This window comes from Rhodopila sp., from assembly GCF_965277825.1.
Lineage (GTDB): Bacteria > Pseudomonadota > Alphaproteobacteria > Acetobacterales > Acetobacteraceae > Rhodopila.
Window position 1 is genome coordinate 2,862,855 of the sequence record NZ_OZ255846.1, and the last position, 17,150, is coordinate 2,880,004.

The following is a 17,150-nucleotide window of genomic DNA, read 5'->3' on the forward strand; positions in this document are numbered from 1 at the left end:
CGCGACCGGCGCGAGGATACTTCAGATCAGGCGGCAGGCGACAAGCGCGGAATGCGCAGCGGTTCAAACGCCGGTGCCACCGGTTCCTGCGGCGCCGCCTCGCGAATCATGTAGCCACGGCCCCAGATCGTTCCGATAATGCCGTCGGCGCCGGCGCGGGCCAGCTTCTTGCGCAACTTGCAGACAAAAACGTCGATGATCTTAACCTCTGGTTCATCCATCCCGCCGTAAAGATGGTTGAGGAAAGCCTCCTTGGTCAGCACCATGCCCTTGCGCAGAACCAGCAACTCCAGGATCGCGTATTCCTTGCCGGTCAGGTGCACATCCTTGCCGTCCACCGATACTTCCCGGCTGTCGAGGTTCAATTCCAGCCGGCCGAACCGCACCGTTGGCTGGCTGAACCCCTTGCTGCGGCGGATGATGGCCTGCATCCGCGCCAGCAACTCGGCCTTGTCGTACGGTTTGGTGATGAAATCGTCGGCCCCCAGGCTGAGCGCCTTGACCCGAGCCTGCGGCAGCGTCACGCCGGACAGGATCAGCACCGGGGTGTCGTTGCGCGACACCCGCATGCGCCGCACGACCTCGAAACCCTCGATATCGGGCAACGCCAGATCGAGCAGAACAATGTCGTATTCATAATGGCGCAGCAACTCCAGCGCGTCTTCCCCGCTGTCGGTCTGATCGACCACCGCACCGGCAGCCTTCAGCATCAACGTGATGCCGCGGGCGGCAATCAGATCTTCTTCAACCAGAAGGACGCGCATCCGGCCTCTCCTTAACCAAGCATGAATGAATGTATATCACCATTGCGTGTTTTTGGCTAACATTTTCTCAACGAAATATTGTAATTTTTGCCGATGATCACTGAATCCGCCGAATTGCATGCGAATGTATACAGAACACGAATGTTATTTGGACATTTCAGTGTCAATGATACGTTATAATCTCGTGACGCGAGTGGATGCCTGTAAAGCACGCTTGCGTCGCACCCAGATCGCCGAAATCAGCGGAACCGTTACAAAGATGCTGGGCCTCGTCGTCGAGGTAGAAGGGCTGACCGGGCTTGCCGCGATCGGCGATCGGCTGGCGCTTCGCACCCTTCGAGGCCGTATCGTTCCGGCCGAGGTGATCGGCTTTCGCGACGCGGCACTGCAGGCAATGGCATATGGATCGCTCGACGGCTTGGCGCACGGCGCCAAGGCGCTGCTGCTTGGTGGGTCCGATGCCATGCTGGATGTCGCGTCCGGCTGGCTCGGCCGGGTCATCGATCCGCTGGGAAACCCGCTCGACCAGGCGGGTATTCTGCTGGGCGGGTCGCACCCTAGATCGACGCGCGTCGCACCGCCCGAGGCAACCTCACGCGCCCGCCTTGGTCCGCGCATCGATCTGGGCGTGCGCGCGCTCAACTGCTTCGCCACCTGCCGGCAAGGTCAGCGCCTAGGTCTGTTCGCCGGATCGGGTGTCGGGAAGTCGACGCTATTGGCGATGCTGACCCGCGGCACCGCTTGTGATGTCGTGGTGCTGGCATTGGTCGGTGAGCGCGGTCGCGAGGTCCGGGATTTCATCGAGACCGAGCTTGGCCCGGAAGGGCTGGCGCACGCGGTGGTGGTGGTGGCGACCTCGGACTCGCCGCCGCTAATGCGCCGTCAGTGCGCCTACACCGCTATGTCGGTTGCCGAACATTTTCGTGATCAAGGGCTGTCGGTGCTGTTGCTGATGGACAGCGTCACCCGGTTCTGCCTCGCCCTGCGCGAGATCGGGCTGTCGCTGGGCGAGCCGCCGGCAACCCGCGGCTACCCGCCCAGCGTGTTCGCCGAACTGCCCAGGCTGCTGGAACGCGCCGGGCCCGGTCCGGTTCGCCCGGATGGCACCGCTGGGCAGATCACCGGGCTGTTCAGCGTGCTGGTCGAAGGCGATGACCAAAACGAGCCGGTGGCGGACGCGGTGCGCGGCATCCTGGACGGGCATATCGTCATGGACCGCAAGATCGCCGAGGCGGGGCGCTATCCAGCGATCGACGTGCTGCGCTCGCTGTCGCGGGTCGCTGCCTCCTGCCTGGACGATGCCCAGACCGCCGCACTGCGCCGCGCGCGGGCGATCCTGTCGCTGCACGGCGAAATGGCTGACATGGTCCGTTTGGGCGCTTACCGACCCGGCACCGATTCGGCGGTGGACGAGGCGTTGCGGCTGACCCCGGCGATCGAGGAATTTCTGCAACAGGCGCCGGGCGAGCGGTCCGAGTTTGTTGAGTCGTTCGAGCGTCTGAACCAGGCATTGGCTGGCTAAGTTGCCCGGGGATCGGTTGCCGGTGTTGCAGGCGGTGCGGCGACGGGCGGTCGAGTCCGCCCGCCAAGCGCTTGCGGCCTGCCTGCGGGCCGAGGCCGAAACAGTCGCTCGGATCAGCTTGCTCGAAGTCTCCGCGCGGCGGGACCGGGCGATTAGCGATAACTGGGAGGACGGCCATCAGTTTCAGGAGATGGCGGCTATCCGGTCCGCCGTGGCGCGAGAGGAACGCGGCGCGGCCGCATTGCACTTGGCTGAGGCCATAACCGCTTCGGAGCAGGCGCGGGTGGTGCTCACAGCCGCGCGAACCGCGGCGGAGGCGGTGGACCAGTTGATCGCTGAACGGGCGACGGCCAGTCAGGCTGATGTCGTCAGGCTGGCGCAACACGAGTTGGACGACATTGCGCGTCCGGCCCGTCGACACGCCGGTCAGCTTCACTCACCACCCGGGCGCCCCGGAACATAGGCTGATAATCGCGCCGGCGAACCTTCAAAACGCCTGAAACCCGGACCAGGTCGATGCATCGGGGGCCAATGAAGATTGTCCCGCAAGTCGTGGACGGCCGTGTGACACAGGGTCAGAACACAATTCGGCATGGCGCGCACGGATCGGGCTTTTGAATAGGCAACGAAATTTAAGCTGCAATCCGTTTCGGTCACTTCGAAAAAGCCCGTCGCATCACGAGAAATTGCCGCGACGATCCCGGCATTCTTGGGACCTCTGCGTTAGATTGAGGGTTATGGATCGGATGTCCATTGCAAGAAGCTGTAGTTTCACGGAGCCGAACGGCACGCATACCGTTCTCGTCGTCGAGGACGAAATGATGGTGCGGATGCCGATTGCCGAGTATTTGCGCGATTGTGGCTACAACGTAGTTGAGGCCGGCGACGCCAAAGAGGCGATAGCGGCGATGGACGGCGACGAGCCGGTCAGTCTTGTGTTCAGCGACGTCAGAATGCCAGGAAAGATGGATGGTTTTGCCCTGGCCGAGTGGTTTCGCTTTCATTACCCAACGGTGCCGGTTTTGCTAACCTCCGGCTACGGTGGCAGAACCGTCCCCGCAGCCACGATCCCCAGCGCCAGGTTTATCGAGAAGCCGTATTCGCAAACCCAGGTCGCAACCCGCATCGCCGCATTGCTCGATGCGTAGTCGTTGCAGCGTTGCCAATTGTGTGCGATGCTGCAATGGACTGGGCGAGGTCTGGGTTTGCGTCAGTAACCGGTCTTCGGGGGCTGAACCTGCCTCTTGCTAACACCTGGCACACTGCGGTGTAGCGCATAGCGGTTACAAACCGGGTCTTGTTCAATGGCGAAAATCTGCTCCCGAATGGCGGCCTTTCACGCAGGAGCGATTTGCTTTGGGCCTGCGGCTTCGGGTCTGTTGTTCTCTCCGGCAAGGAGAGGCGATATGAAGCGGTCACGGATGTCGCGGACATGGCTGCTGTCGGCCTGCTTTGTTGGGCTGGCGGTACCAGCGGCCGGTTTGCGAGCCCAGGGCGCTCCTCAGCAGTCTCAGTCACAATACCAGGGGTTAGGGGACTCGCCAGAAACGCCGTCAACGCTGGACAAGGACTACGGGCTGTCGTTTCTCGGCTCTCTCGGCTCCGATCAGCAGAAAACCATGGCGCCAATCAAGCAACCGCCGCCGCCGATCGATTTCTTCAAGGAGACGCCGCCTTCCGAAGGATCGCCGTTTTCTCAGGACACGGCGCCGTTCCGCTTGCCGAAGCCGCGTTCGGTGGGCCGCTCCGACATGGAGACACCGCTCTACACCACGACCGACGGGTCAGAAATCGCCGGCACCCGTTCGCAGGATACCGAGACGCCGCTGTTCGATGACGGTTCGGATACCGCTGATCGAGGCGCCAACCCATCGACACGGACACCGCGATAGAGCTGGAGCGGGTGAAGGGAATCGAACCCTCGTGTGCAGCTTGGGAAGCTGCCGTTCTACCATTGAACTACACCCGCGTCCCAGCAGACTTTTAATCGCTTCCCGCAAGTGATGCAATTCGCCCGCGCGCCAGTCGTTCAGGCGTTAGTTGGTCAGCCTTCGGTTGGTCAGCCTTCATGTGGCATTGGCGCCAATATAGTCGGATTGCCGCCCGCCGCGGTGACCACGACGTCCCGGGTCCGCCCCTGCCGTTGACGCATCGTCGGTTTTAGCCGTATCAGCATCGGGCCGGCACAGTTCCGGCCCTCGTGATTTGTCCGGCCGGATTGCGGCGAGGTGAAACAAGCGCGCTAAAGAGGCCAGCATCAGGCTCGGTTTTTCCGAACCCAAGCTGCTCAACGGTCGGGCCAACGCGCAAAAAGGCCCTGGCACATGACACGCGATCCCTCCCGACTCGATCTGTCCCGTTTGGGCGCCGCCACCCGCCTCGTGCATGGCGGCATTGAGCGCAGCCATCATGGCGAAACCGCGGAAGCGCTGTTTCTAACCTCGGGCTACGTCTACGATGACGCCGAACAAGCCGAGGCGACATTCGCCGGCACGGTCGAGCACTATCAATACTCCCGGTTCGCCAATCCGACAGTGGCCATGTTGGAGCAGCGGCTCTGCCTGATAGAAAGCGCCGAGGCGTGTCGCACCACCGCCACCGGCATGGCCGCGGTCAACGCCGCGCTGCTGGCGCACCTGAAGACCGGTGATCGCGTGGTGGCGGCACGGGCGTTGTTTGGGTCGTGCCATTGGATCGTGTCGACCTTGTTGCCGAAATTCGGCATCGAGGCTGAATTCGTCGATGGCGCCGATCTGGCGCAGTGGCAGGCCGCGCTGTCGCGCCGAGCCGATCTGGTGCTGCTGGAAACCCCGTCCAACCCGATGCTAGAATTGGTTGATTTGCCGGCGGTGGCGGAATTGGCGCATGCGGCCGGGGCGATCGTCGTGGTGGACAATGTGTTCGCCACCCCGCTGCTGCAGCAACCGCTCAAGTTGGGCGCCGATGTGGTGGTTTACTCCTGCACCAAACACATCGACGGTCAGGGAAGGGTGTTGGGCGGTGCGGTCCTTGGCCGCGGCAAATGGATCAACGACGTGTTGCAGCCGTTCATCCGCAACACCGGCCCAGCGCTGTCACCGTTCAACGCGTGGGTCCTGTTGAAGGGGATCGAGACCCTTGCGCTGCGGGTCGACGCGGCCAGCCGGGCCGCTGCGTCGATCGCCGACTTCCTTGCCGAGCAGCCGGGGGTGACGCGGGTCTGGTATCCGACGCGCGACGACCACAGGCAGCAGGCGCTGGCACGGCGACAAATGAGCGCTGGGGGAACAGTGGTGACGTTCGAGGTCGCCGGCGGCAAGACTAGCGCCTTCCAGGTGATGAACCGTTTGCAACTAATTGCCGTTTCCAACAACCTTGGGGACTCCAAGTCACTGGCAACCCATCCGGCCACAACGACGCATATGCGGATCGGCGAGCAGGAACGCGCGCGGCTTGGCATCACCGACGGCGTCATCCGCCTTTCGATCGGGCTCGAGGATGCCAACGACATCGAGCAGGACCTCCGTCAGGCGCTGTACTGCCCGGCCGCTCGGATATCAGGGCTGGCGGCCGACTGACCGTAAGACCCGAGCACGCTGGTCACATCTGATTTTTGCTTCCCAGATGACGATTTGTATCCATTGCGGCAAACACAATTTGGCAGACTCGTTTCTTAAACACTTTGTCCGGCGATCCGATCAAGCTTCGCCTCGATCCGCACGCGGAAGGAGTGTCACGGCCAGCAGTCGAACCAGCCAGGCCCACCGCCACCAAGGTCATCCCGCCGTCCTGGACAAACCCGTTGGATTCGTCCTTGATCTGAAGTCCCGGCAAGGCAAGAAGGTGTGCTGTCATGTCGTCTGAAGATTCCAAGCCCGGCCGCGGCAAGCGTGCGACCTCGCCCATGATCCAACCGCAGCGCTCAGGCCGCGCCGCTGCTCCCGTGCGTTCTGACTATGCGCGCACGACTCGCGATGTCCACGTCTCGGTCCGCTCGTTTTTTCTGGCCGATCAATCGCAGCCGGACGAGAATCATTTTGTCTGGGCCTATCGCGTGAAGATAGAGAATCAGGGAGCGGAGCCGATCCAGTTGCTGCGCCGCACCTGGCAGATCACCGATGCGCGCGGCCGCACCCAGCACGTGCATGGCGCCGGCGTTGTCGGCGAGCAGCCGCTTCTGGAGCCGGGCGAGAGTTTCGAATACACCTCAGGGACACCGCTCGACACGCCGTCCGGCTTCATGGTCGGCGCCTACCACATGCAGGTGCCGTCGTCGGGTGAGAACTTCGATGTCGCCATTCCAGCCTTCAGCCTGGACAGCCCGCATCAAACCGGCAGGGTGCACTAGGCTGACCCGGGGTCCATGAAACCCGGCCGTGGCGTGCTCTTGCCCGAATGCAAGTTCCCCGGGCAGAACGCAGCCGCCGCCAATCCTGGATTACCACGCCACCTGACAAACTTGAATTGCGGGGCCCAGAACCGGCCCCATATCGCGTCGAATCGCACGGTCCTGTTGATAAGCCGGAGGAGTCTGCACGGTGAATATCGTTACGCCCGCCTCGAACCGCCCCACCAAGGCAGCGGCCGCCAGTACGTCGGCGGACCGGCACCCTACGCGTGAACAGGCGGAAGCGGCCATTCGCGTGCTGTTGCGCTGGGCCGGCGATGACCCCGACCGCGAAGGCCTGCGCGACACGCCATCCCGGGTCGCTCGGGCCTATCAGGAATACTTCGTGGGGTACGCGGAGGATCCAGTGGCGCTTCTGGAACGCACCTTTGAAGAGACTGACGGCTACGACGAGATCGTGCTGCTGCGCGACATCAGGCTGGAGAGCACTTGCGAGCATCACATGGCGCCAATCATTGGCCGGGTCCACGTCGCCTACCTGCCGCACCGCCGAGTGGTCGGCATCAGCAAGCTGGCGCGAGTGGTTGATGCCTATTCCAAGCGCCTGCAGATCCAGGAAAAGCTGACAGCGCAGATCGCCAACACAATCCAGGACGTGCTGATGCCGCGCGGCGTCGCGGTGGTGATCGAGGCAGCCCATCAGTGCATGACAACACGCGGGGTCCACAAACCCGGCGTCACCATGGTCACCAGCCGCATGTTGGGCGCGTTTCGCGACAATGCGGCGACGCGGCGAGAACTGTTGGCGATGATCGGCAACCGAGGCTCGAATATCCTTACCGAGTAGACTTCGCCGCCCGGCAGCCGGTCATCCCTATTGCGGCGATTGCGTCGGCGGATACGGTTGATCGGCCGACGGCGGCTGATATCGCGGCTGCTGATATGGCTGCGCCTGATCCGGTGGCGCTGTGGGATACGCTTGCGAGGGCGGATATGCTGGCGTCGAAGATGGATAAGCTGGCGCCGGCGGATAGTTCTGCGGCGGCTGATAGGGCTGCACCGGCTGATCCGATTGCGGCTGGCCAGATTGCGGCTGACCAGATTGCGGCTGACCGGGTGATTGGCTCAGCGGCGCCTGCTCCACCGGCGTATCGGGCGCCACCGTGTTGGTCAGCCAACTCCTGAGGTTGTGGCGGATCTGGTATTCGAACTCGATGTTCATGTCGATCATCATGCTCTTGGTCAGGTCGTAGAGCACGCGGCGAAGGTGGTCCAATTGACCGGTGTGGCGACTTTGGACCCGGGCCTCGGCAAATCCAAGCTGCGTGCCGGTATCGCTCAGGATAGTCAGCGACACGGCCATCGACCCCAGAATGACATTGCCCTCGCGCGTCAAGGTTGCGTCCAGAATAGCGAACACTGCCTGGTTCGCGGTGCCAAACGCCTGCAGGCGGTCGCCGGCCATGGCCTTCAGCGCCTCCACCGGAGGCGACGGGTCCTGGTTGCTGACATCCGGTGGCACGCCGGACGGCACGAAACGCTGCTCGATCTTGACCGAGGCCACGTTCAGTTGGATCGGCGGCAGGTCATTGTAGCGCAGCGCGTTGAACGCGACCTCGTCATTTCCTCCGCAGGCTGCGAGCGCGAGCGGCAGCAGCAGCACGAAGCGGCGGTTCAGATTTGCGGGTGGCATGAAGGCAGGTGGTTCCTTGTTGGCCAGACCAGTCGAAATTTGTGCAACCGGAATGCGTGGGGCAGGGCAGGCGGGGCGGCCAGGGGAATAGAGGCTAGCAGCGACCGGTGCAAACCCCCTTCTGGTCGGCCTTGGGTCTACCTCGACGATCCCGGCCGCGAGCTTTGTCCGTGCACGTCCTGGCGCGGGAACCGGAAATCATAGTTGCAAAATTCACAGGTCATAACGATATCATTATCGACGGTCATGTGATCCAGGTCATCCGGTGGAAAGCCCTCTAGAATGCTCGCCAGGCGGGCGCGCGAGCAGCGGCAGCCGAACGACAGCGCTCGGGCACGGTCCGCGGCAACGCCCTCGGTATGGAACAGCCGATACAGCAGCCGATCGGCGGGCAACTCGTCGTCCAGCAGTTCCCGCTCGGTTGCCGTGGCCGCCAGCGTCGTCGCGGTGTGCCAACTGTCCTCCTGTGCGGCTTCGTTCAGGGCCGGATCGATGCCGCCGGCGCCGGCGACCTTCTCCAGGATCAACGCGGCGGCACGCCAGCCCGCCGCGGTTTGCTCGCAGGCCAATTGGACCTGGCAGCGCAACTGCTCGCTGGTGTCGAAATAATGCAATGCCATCTCGGCCAGCGAGTCACCTTCGATCGCGACGATGCCCTGATGGCGATTCTGCTCGCCGCCTGGATCGACAGTGAAGGCGAGGAAGCCGCCGCCCAGCAGCGCCGCGGTCGAGGGTTGCGGATCGCGGGCGAGCAACGCGTCCAGTTTGCTGGACCTGACCAGGGCGTGGCCGCGCAGTTCGCCCGCGTCGGTGCAGTCCGCTAGCAGCATCGAGATCGGCCCGTCGCCCTTGGCCTGCAGGCTGAAAGAGCCGCGAAATTTCAGCGCGGTGGACAACCCGGCGACCAGTGCCAGGGCCTGCCCGACCAGACGGGTCACCGCCGGATGGTTGTCATGGCGAGTCAGCAGCGCGTCCGCCAGCGTGCCCAGACGCACGAGGCGCCCGCGGACCGGTCGGCGCGGCAGAAAAAACGGCAATACGGCGCGCGGCACTACAAGATCGGGTACCGGCGGACGGCCGCTATCTAGGAAGGCTGGCGTATCGGACATCGCCGCAAGATAGTGATCTCCTTCCCGTGGCGCTACCGGGTTGCCGCGGGAGCCGGTCGCGCACATCGCTCGAACAAAGGGGCGGACCGATGGGCCGTCGGCCAGGCTATGACAGCGGAGTCAATATGCTCACCCACATTGCGCTGGTGCGCGCTTGACAGCCCGGCGGTGTGACGGGAAACGTGATCTTGGCCGGGTGGTCACTGTTCGAAGGCGATGCGTCAGCCGGTGAAAATGGCTTCCATGAACACCTCGGGGTCGAGATAAAATTCACGCAAGACCCTGAAATGCTCCGTTAGCGTGAACGACCGTTCCACCAGGCCGAAATCGGTCAGATGCAGCAGCGTCGCGCCAGGGTAGGCCATGAGGAGCGGGGAATGGGTCGCGATGACGAATTGTGCGTCGCCGGAGTTCTCGGCCGTCTGCAACAACTGCAGAAACTCAATTTGCCGGGAGGGAGACAGCGCGGCCTCCGGTTCGTCGAACAGAAAAACCCCCTGGCCATGAACGCGATTTCTGAACACTTCCAGGTAGGCTTCTCCGTGTGAGCGTTCGGAAAGGGATCTGCCGCCGTAGGCCCCCGTGGCGTCGAAGTCGTCCACCTGGTTGATGAAGCGGGCAAAGGTTTCGGCACGGGTGTAGAAGCCTTTGGTTACCTTTGGCAGCCATGCCGGCCTGAGATATCTCCCCAACATTTCGCCGTCATCGCCGCCCACGGCGTAGTTCTGGTTTCCACCGTAGCGACCGAATCCGCAAACGTGGGCGAGCGCCTCGACAATGGTCGATTTGCCGCTACCGTTGATCCCGGTCAAGATTGTAACGGCATTGGTGAATTCGAGTTGGAACGGCTCGGCGCTGATCGCCGGGATTGAGAACGGATAGATGGCGTGATCGGGCACGCGATCCATCATCAGTTCCACCCGCTTGAGAAAAGGTGCCCGAAGTGAGGTATGGCTGGTTTTGCGGCTCATTCTATCGCGACGCGTCCATTCAGCACCGTCGGCACATCGACGCCAGTTGGATCGCATGACTATGCGACGCGTCCGCGTGGCGACGCAACGCAGGGTCACCCGAGGCGCTCGTCGCCCGACGAAAACAAAGCAACCGGCCCTGCATCACTCAAACATAGGTTCGGATACATGAGCGATCAGTCAGGATCTGGTCATGACAGCCGAGCCGATACGCTGGCCCACATAGCCCTGGTGCGCGATCACCTCGACAGCTTCGTCACCGAGATGCTTAAGCCCGGCGCCGGACATGATGGCAGCAAGCTGACCCCAGCCGAGAAACCGACGTTTGACCGGGTGCTGCCCTTGCTGGCCGGCGCCGCCTATGGCTCAGCCGAATACCAGGCGCTGCTGGATCACGCCAAGCCGATGTTGCAGCACCATTACGCGCACAACTCGCACCACCCTGAGCACTACGGCGAACGCGGCATTGCCGGAATGGATCTGTTCGATGTTGTCGAGATGGTCTGTGACTGGATGGCGTCGGCCCAACGCCACCCGCGGGACGGCGTCAAGCTGGCGCACAACGTCGCTCTGTTCCACATCGAGCCACAGCTTGCCAGCATTCTGGCCAACACCTTGGCTCGCTGGCCAACGTCCGGCTGAACGGCACTCCTGTAGCTGCCGCTACACCGCCGCGCGGCATCTCAAGCCGCCGGTCAGCGGCCGGATCATGTTGACCCCCAGGGCGCGGGCGTTGACCCACAGGCTGTACGGACTGACCAAGACCTGACTCAGCGTCCAGATCATCACCGCCTGCCACGGGTCGGTCGGGCGAAACAGCAGCACGCCGACGGCACTCGCGGCCATGCCGGCGAGGTTGGCGTAGAGCGTGAACCGGGCCTGCCCGGCCGCGATCAGCGCCACGCCGGCAGGAAACGACAGCGTTGACCATGCCATCAGGCCGACCAACGGCAGCGCCGCCTGTCCGGTGGCGATCCAGCGCGGACCCATCAGCAGCGCCACCGCCTGGGTCAGCATGATCGCCAACAGCCCGCACAGCGGAAGAACCGCCGCCGCGCACCAGCGCAGCCAGCGATCGACCTGCGCCAGCAGCGCGCGCCGGTCGTGCTGATGTTCCGACAGCGCCGGCAGCATCAGCCGCCACAGCGCGGTGAATGTCAGCTCGCGCACGCTATCGACCAGGCGGAAGGCGATGTGCACCTGCCCCAGCACCGCGGCGCCCCCGGTTGCGCCGATCAGCACCGCGAACAGCCGGTAGCGCCCGATCAGTACTAGCGTGGATGCGGTCAGCGGGCCCCCGACGCTCAGCAGCGAGCGCACCGCCGCCCAGTCCAGGCAGCGGGCGGGCGTCCAGTTCCGCCCGATCAGCAGGGAAAGCGCGCCAACGCTGGTGGTAACGCCCTGTTGGCAGACCAGCGCCCAGCCGCCAGCCCCAGCGAGCGCGGCCGCGGCGCCGACCGTCGTGCCCAAGCCCTGGCCGATCAGTGTCCGCAACGCGAGCCGACGGTATGCCCGTTCGCGCGTCAGCAGCCCCTGCATCACGCCCGCGGCGCCGACCAGGGGCAGCGGGGCGGCCAGCACCAGGGCCATCGGGATCAACCGATTATCGCCCAGCAGGGCGGCCAGGCCCCAGCCGGAGGCTGCCTGCAACAGCATCGCGATGCAGCCGACGCCGCTCGATGCCCAGAACGCGCTCGACAGGATGCGGTCGTTGATGGTGGCCCGCTGCACCAGGGCGTCGGCGAACAGCGCATTGACCACCACCCACAGCACGACATGCACCGCCGTCGCCGCCGCGCCGATGCCGAACTCGGTCGGACCGACGATGCGGGCGACCGCGAACGAGGTAATCAGCGACAGGAGGGCGGAAACCCCCGCCTCGAGGCCGGACCAGAAGGCGTTGCGCCTCATGCCGGCCGGCGCGTCGGGATCCGCGGGCGCAGCGAGACCTGCGGGCGCAAGCACAACGTCGACAGCGCCGCGACGAACGGCGGCAGCCACATGATGCGGGCCTGGTAGCGGTCGTGCGGCGCCGACAGGCTGCCGGTGATCATCGCGCTCAGCGGCAACGCGACCAGCACGGTCAGCAGCAGACCGGTGCAAGCGGCGCGCCGTCTGATCGCGACTGGCAGCAGCAGCGCACAGCACAGGATCCCGGTCAGCCCGAAGATGCGGTGCAGGAAAGCGAGTACGGGCGGCATCGCCAGGCTGCCCGTTTGCTGCCGCGCGGCGGCATATTCGGCCTGCTCACGCGGGGGAAAATGCCGCTCGATCACCGGCGACACCTGGATCGGCCAGGCATTCAGGCCATCGCCGCTGGCGAACCGGGTGAGTTGCTCCAGCCCGTTGCCAAGCGCCGCCCGTGCCTCGCCCAGCGGATCGGCCAGCAGCGCGGCGGTGATGATCGCCCCGGCCTCGCGGGACACAACTTTCGGGCCCCCGGCGCGGCGCAGCGGACTGTCTTCGGTCCACAGGAAGTCGTCGGAGTTGGCCGGGAAGCGGTCGAGGAAGCGGCACAGACACCACTGTCGGGCCGGGCAATCCTGCCGCAGGGCGGCCATTCCGGGGCCGTCGTAGATCACCCGCGCCAGCAGGAACACGTTGCCGAATGGCGAGATCGCAAATCGCTTGTGGGCGGCGAGATTGACCCCGCAGAGGCCGAGCACGGCCAACGCCGGAGGCAGTACGATCAGCAGCCAGCTGCGGCCGGCTGAAAGCCGCGGCGGCGCCGAACCGGTTGCGATCGTCACGCTGGCCGGTCGAAGCCGGCCGGATCTCGCGCCGCTCGTGATCGCGCCTAGCGCCAGCAGCACGCACGCGAGAGGCAGGCTGGACATTTGCGTGGCGATCATGCACCCGGCCAATGCCGCCATAGCGACGCGCTGGCGTGGCGACAGCCGTTCCGGAACCCAGGCCAGCAACCAGATCGCCAGAACCAGCAGCGGAGTGAACAGGTCCGGCATCAGTTGGCAGACCAGCCATGGCAGCCAGGTGCAGGCCGATAGCAGGCCAACGCCGGCGACGAAAGCGATCCCCCAGACGCGCCCCGGCGCCCCGGCGAACAGTCCCAGCGCCTCGGCGACCAGCCACAGCACCCAGGCAGCCAGCAGCGCCTGCGCCACGATCACCGGCCAGACGCTGATGGTGGCGTGCAGCGGCAGCATGAACAGCGAGTAGAACACCGGACGGTCCCAGCCGGCGTAGTGCTCGATCGCCTGGGACAGATAGGTCCCGCTGTCGGCGAACACGATCGGATAGCCGTTCCACAGCGCCGGCCACAGCAGCAAGGCAGCCGCCGCCGGCACCGCCCATAGCGCGGTCCGATCAGTTGCCATAGCCACCCGGATGCGATTGACGCCAGGCGAAGGCGGTTGCGACGATATCGTCCAGGTCCTCGTGCATCGGCCGCCAGCCGGCCTGCCGCGCACGCTGTGAGCACGCCACCAGCACCGCGGCGTCGCCCGCCCGGCGCCCGACCACCTGATACGGCACATCCAGCCCGGAAACCCGCTCGACCGCGGCGATCACCTGCTTGACCGAATGCCCGGCGCCGTTGCCCAGGTTCCACACGACCGAACCCTGCGCCAGTGCCTCCAGCGCCAACAGATGCACCGTGGCCAGGTCCGAGACATGCACATAATCGCGCACGCAGGTGCCATCGATCGTCTTGTAGTCGTCGCCGAACAAGTCGAGCGCGGGGCGGCGGCGCAGCGCGGCATCGATCACCAGCGGGATCAGGTGCGATTCCGGCCGATGGTCCTCACCCAGCCGCCCGGCCGGATCGGCGCCGGCGGCGTTGAAATAGCGCAGGCAGGCGGCACGCAGCCCATGAACCTGGCCGGCCCAGCGCAGCGCCCGCTCGATCATCCATTTGCTGTCGCCATAGGCCGATTGCGGATCGATCGGCGCGTCCTCGGGGATCGGTTCGGCGCTGTCGAGGTTGAACAGCGCCGCTGTCGATGACAGCACGAACCGCCCCACGCCATGCCGCACGCAGGCATCGATCAGCCGGATGCCATTCGCCGCGTTGTCCAGCAAATAGCGCATCGGCATGCGCATGCTTTCGCCGACTTGCGACAGCGAGGCGAAATGAAACACCGCGTCCCACGTCCCGTGGCCCAGCACCGCGTCGAGCTTCGCGGCATCGGCGAGATCGGCCACCACCAGCCGCGCCGCCCCGGGCACCGCCGTTCGGTGGCCGGTGCGCAGGTTGTCCAGCACGGTGACCTCGTCGCCCCGATCCAGCAGGGCGGCAACCAGGTGGCTGCCGACGTAACCGGCCCCGCCGGTGACAAGGAAACGCTGCGTCATCAATGACTACTCCCGGAAATACGCTTTGTAGCGGCGGTGATATACCCCCGCATCGGCGTATCCGGACCGAAGATGCACGCGCGGATCGACCCTTGTCAGCACGGTTCCGATGACCGTTGCGTGGGCATCGCCCAACACCTCCAGCGCGTGCAGCAGGGTTCCCGCCCGGGTCGATCGCCAGCGCACGCACACCAGGGTGGCGTCGGCCAGCGCGGCGGCCACCCGGGTCTCGGTCATCGCCTCGATCGGCGGCGCGTCGAGCAGGATCAGGTCGTAGTCGGCGCGCGCCTCGGCCAGCAGTTGCTTCATCGCCTCGGACAGGAACAGGCCCAGGATGTCGGCGCCGGGTTTTCCGGCGGTAATAAACCGCATCCCGGTCAGCGGATCGGTCTGCAACGCCTCGCGCCAGCTGGTCTCGCCGCGCAGCACGTCGGTCAGGCCCAGCGGGGCCGCGCCGCGTGACCGGGGCGTGGCGCCGGGTGCGCCCTGCAGCCGCTGCTGAAATGTCGGCTGGCGGACGTCGCACTCGATCGCCAGCACGCGCTCGCCATCCAGTCGGGCGGACCGGCCCAGCGCGATGCTGATCAGCGATTTTCCTTCCGCCGATCGGGCGCCGGTGACGGTCACGATCCGCGGGCGATCGACGTCGAGCGACACCCCCGCCCGCAGGAAGCGCACTTGTTCAGCAAACGAGGTCAGCGGCCGGCGGACGACATAGTCGTATACTTTCAGATGCCCCAGCGCCCGCCGACCCACCTCGGGGATCAGCGCCAGGCAAGGCAGACCAGTCAGCAGCCTGATCTGGTCGCCGCTGCGCAGCGTGCCATCGGCGAGCTGCAGGATGTGAACCAGCACCAGGCCGACGAACACCGCGCCGGCGACCGACACCGCCATGGTCTGCATCACCCGCGGCGATGTGGGACGGTCCGGCGGGATCGCCTGCGAAATCTCGTGCGCTTCCGAGGACTCGATCGTGGCCTGTTGCGCGGTCTGCTGGATACGGTCCAGCACCGCCTGCAACTGGCCCCGCGCCGCCTCCAGGTCGCGGTTCATCGCGTTCAACGGGATTTCCGCCCGGGTGGCATTCTCCGACGCGATTTTCGCCTGCGCGAACAGGTTCTCGAGCGAGGTCACGCGCTGGGCCGCGGCATGCTGTTCGGCATCCGTCGCGGCCACCACGCGGGCGACCTCACCGTTCAGCGCGCGCTGCCCGTCGGCGAACTGCCGCTGCAGGCTCTGCGCTTCCGGATGCGCGCTGCCCAGCCGTGCCTGCTGCGCCTTGATCTGCCCGGCAAGCTGGTCCTGCTGCGCGCGCAACGCCGCCACCGACGGCGCGATCGCCGCTTGCGCCTCGGCACCGGCTTTGCCGCGCGCCACATCCAAACGGGCGTTGGCGGCGGCCAGCTCGGCTTGGGCCTTCGCCAGGTCCTCGGCCAGATTGGTGATCTGCTCGTTCTCGGTCCCGGCGTGCATGCCCTGGCTCAGCGCATGTTCGGCGCGATAGGCCGACATCCGCTCTTCCACCTGGCGCACCTGGCGGCGCAATTCAGCGGCCTGCCGCTCCAGCAAATTCGTCGCGCTCTCGACGGCTCGGTGCTTGGCGGCGTATTGCTCCTTGATGTAGGCGTCCATGGCGTTGTTGACCGCGGCGGCGGCAACCGTCGGGTCACTGGCGACGAAGGTGACCTCCAATACATGAGACATCCGGACCGGAACGGCGTGCAGCGCGTCCTGCACCGCCTGCATGGTGCGATCCCGCGTATGGTCGGGCGCCGGGCCATAGACCGGCTGATCCGGCGGCGCATCGATCTCCATGCCCAGCAGGTATCGCAGGGTCGTTACTGTGCTGCCGATTGTGTGCGAAAGCGTGCCGGGCGGGCGCAGCGCGGCGTTGAATTCGGGGTTGTTGAACAGGTTGCCGCGTTCTGCCACGCGCTGCGCGATGTGCAGGCTGTGCAGGATTTCCGCCTGACTGGCCATCATCGCCTCGGTGGTCGGATCGGCGCGCAGGATACTTTGCAATTCCCGCACCTTGTATTCACTGGGTTCATAGATCAGCGCGCCGGTGGCGGTGTACAGCGGGGTGATCTGGCGCAGCGTCAGCCAGGCGCATAGCGGTATCAGAACGATGGTAGCAAGAAAAGTCATGCGTCGCTGACGCAACGAAGCGAGAAACCCCGGCAGACCGTCCTGCGACGATCCGCGCTGTCGGTCCTGGCGCCGTGACCCCGGATCGGGAAGCGGCGCTGTCCCCGAGATGTCCGCGGGCCTGTCGAGCATCCGCCTGGTTCGGCCTTTTGGTCGCGCCGGGAACTTTTTTCGCGGCGGGTTGAATGAGAACACCTTCGTAGGCTGCGAATGCTTAAGATTTCGCTAATAGCGGTGGGGTCTGCCGCATCGTGCAAAGCATAGTGGGCGAGAACGAATCATCGGCGCGGCGTTAACCAAATATT

The 17,150-nt window shown here is 65.0% G+C and carries 17 protein-coding genes, 1 tRNA gene and 1 riboswitch; of the genes, 8 read left to right on the top strand and 10 right to left on the bottom strand.

Annotated elements, in window-relative coordinates; translation table 11 throughout:
- Nucleotides 1-26 precede the first annotated feature (26 nt).
- Nucleotides 27-764 carry a response regulator transcription factor CtrA gene (ctrA, locus tag ACQY4T_RS14135; protein WP_428531438.1) on the bottom strand — a complete coding sequence of 246 codons (738 nt, stop codon included), beginning with the start codon at nucleotides 762-764 and terminating at the stop codon, nucleotides 27-29.
- A 166-nt stretch (nucleotides 765-930) separates the two neighbouring features.
- Between ctrA and ACQY4T_RS14140 the strand changes: the two genes are divergently transcribed.
- From ACQY4T_RS14140 to ACQY4T_RS14155, 4 genes are all read left to right on the top strand, one after another.
- Nucleotides 931-2,286, top strand: a complete 1,356-nt coding sequence (locus tag ACQY4T_RS14140; protein WP_428542876.1) for a FliI/YscN family ATPase — start codon at nucleotides 931-933, stop codon at nucleotides 2,284-2,286.
- 22 nt (nucleotides 2,287-2,308) lie between these two features.
- Nucleotides 2,309-2,749, top strand: a complete 441-nt coding sequence (locus tag ACQY4T_RS14145; RefSeq protein ID WP_428531441.1) for a hypothetical protein — start codon at nucleotides 2,309-2,311, stop codon at nucleotides 2,747-2,749.
- 283 nt (nucleotides 2,750-3,032) lie between these two features.
- A complete protein-coding gene (locus ACQY4T_RS14150) occupies nucleotides 3,033-3,434 on the top strand; it encodes a response regulator (protein ID WP_428531444.1) in 402 nt (133 codons plus the stop codon).
- Nucleotides 3,435-3,692: 258 nt separating this feature from the next.
- Nucleotides 3,693-4,178, top strand: coding sequence for a hypothetical protein (locus ACQY4T_RS14155; RefSeq protein WP_428531447.1), 486 nt, complete (start codon nucleotides 3,693-3,695; stop codon nucleotides 4,176-4,178).
- 3 nt (nucleotides 4,179-4,181) lie between these two features.
- Here ACQY4T_RS14155 and ACQY4T_RS14160 read toward each other — a convergent pair.
- Nucleotides 4,182-4,255 (bottom strand) — tRNA-Gly (locus ACQY4T_RS14160).
- A gap of 218 nt (nucleotides 4,256-4,473) precedes the next feature.
- A riboswitch (SAM riboswitch) is annotated at nucleotides 4,474-4,553 on the top strand.
- A 57-nt stretch (nucleotides 4,554-4,610) separates the two neighbouring features.
- On the opposite strand from ACQY4T_RS14160, the gene metZ reads away from it, so the two are divergent.
- Entirely contained in the window at nucleotides 4,611-5,843 is a 1,233-nt protein-coding gene (gene metZ, locus ACQY4T_RS14165) for an O-succinylhomoserine sulfhydrylase (RefSeq protein WP_428531450.1), read from the top strand.
- Between the two features lie 22 nt (nucleotides 5,844-5,865).
- Here metZ and ACQY4T_RS14170 read toward each other — a convergent pair whose 3' ends face one another.
- Complete coding sequence (locus ACQY4T_RS14170) at nucleotides 5,866-6,120, bottom strand: hypothetical protein (RefSeq protein WP_428531453.1); 255 nt, start codon at nucleotides 6,118-6,120, stop codon at nucleotides 5,866-5,868.
- Between the two features lie 49 nt (nucleotides 6,121-6,169).
- Between ACQY4T_RS14170 and apaG the strand changes: the two genes are divergently transcribed.
- Together apaG and folE are read left to right on the top strand one after the other, a co-directional pair.
- A complete protein-coding gene (gene apaG / locus ACQY4T_RS14175; protein ID WP_428542879.1) occupies nucleotides 6,170-6,613 on the top strand; it encodes a Co2+/Mg2+ efflux protein ApaG in 444 nt (147 codons plus the stop codon).
- Nucleotides 6,614-6,803: 190 nt separating this feature from the next.
- Complete coding sequence (gene folE, locus ACQY4T_RS14180; protein ID WP_428531455.1) at nucleotides 6,804-7,460, top strand: GTP cyclohydrolase I FolE; 657 nt, start codon at nucleotides 6,804-6,806, stop codon at nucleotides 7,458-7,460.
- A gap of 27 nt (nucleotides 7,461-7,487) precedes the next feature.
- On the opposite strand, the gene ACQY4T_RS14185 is transcribed toward folE, so the two are convergent.
- The 3 genes from ACQY4T_RS14185 to ACQY4T_RS14195 form a co-directional block, all read right to left on the bottom strand.
- Nucleotides 7,488-8,306 (bottom strand): hypothetical protein, encoded by an 819-nt coding sequence (locus ACQY4T_RS14185; RefSeq protein ID WP_428531458.1) that lies wholly within the window; start codon nucleotides 8,304-8,306, stop codon nucleotides 7,488-7,490.
- A gap of 137 nt (nucleotides 8,307-8,443) precedes the next feature.
- The gene (locus ACQY4T_RS14190; protein ID WP_428531461.1) at nucleotides 8,444-9,415 is read right to left on the bottom strand and encodes an Hsp33 family molecular chaperone HslO; all 972 of its coding nucleotides are present in this window, start codon (nucleotides 9,413-9,415) and stop codon (nucleotides 8,444-8,446) included.
- A 221-nt stretch (nucleotides 9,416-9,636) separates the two neighbouring features.
- Nucleotides 9,637-10,386: an AAA family ATPase gene (locus tag ACQY4T_RS14195; protein WP_428531464.1), complete on the bottom strand. Its 750-nt coding sequence runs from the start codon at nucleotides 10,384-10,386 to the stop codon at nucleotides 9,637-9,639.
- 168 nt (nucleotides 10,387-10,554) lie between these two features.
- On the opposite strand from ACQY4T_RS14195, the gene ACQY4T_RS14200 reads away from it, so the two are divergent.
- Nucleotides 10,555-11,028, top strand: a complete 474-nt coding sequence (locus ACQY4T_RS14200; RefSeq protein ID WP_428531467.1) for a DUF5662 family protein — start codon at nucleotides 10,555-10,557, stop codon at nucleotides 11,026-11,028.
- A gap of 21 nt (nucleotides 11,029-11,049) precedes the next feature.
- Here the strand turns inward: ACQY4T_RS14200 and ACQY4T_RS14205 are convergent, their stop codons facing one another.
- From ACQY4T_RS14205 to ACQY4T_RS14220, 4 genes are read right to left on the bottom strand one after another with little or no spacing between them, the layout of a single operon-like run.
- On the bottom strand, nucleotides 11,050-12,297 hold the full coding sequence (locus ACQY4T_RS14205) for an oligosaccharide flippase family protein (protein ID WP_428531470.1): 1,248 nt from the start codon (nucleotides 12,295-12,297) through the stop codon (nucleotides 11,050-11,052).
- A complete protein-coding gene (locus ACQY4T_RS14210) occupies nucleotides 12,294-13,721 on the bottom strand; it encodes a hypothetical protein (protein WP_428531473.1) in 1,428 nt (475 codons plus the stop codon). Before ACQY4T_RS14210 ends, ACQY4T_RS14205 begins: the two co-directional genes overlap by 4 nt.
- Entirely contained in the window at nucleotides 13,711-14,697 is a 987-nt protein-coding gene (gene galE, locus ACQY4T_RS14215) for a UDP-glucose 4-epimerase GalE (RefSeq protein ID WP_428531476.1), read from the bottom strand. Before galE ends, ACQY4T_RS14210 begins: the two co-directional genes overlap by 11 nt.
- Nucleotides 14,698-14,703: 6 nt before the next feature.
- Nucleotides 14,704-16,845: a GumC family protein gene (locus tag ACQY4T_RS14220; RefSeq protein WP_428531479.1), complete on the bottom strand. Its 2,142-nt coding sequence runs from the start codon at nucleotides 16,843-16,845 to the stop codon at nucleotides 14,704-14,706.
- Nucleotides 16,846-17,150 lie beyond the last annotated feature (305 nt).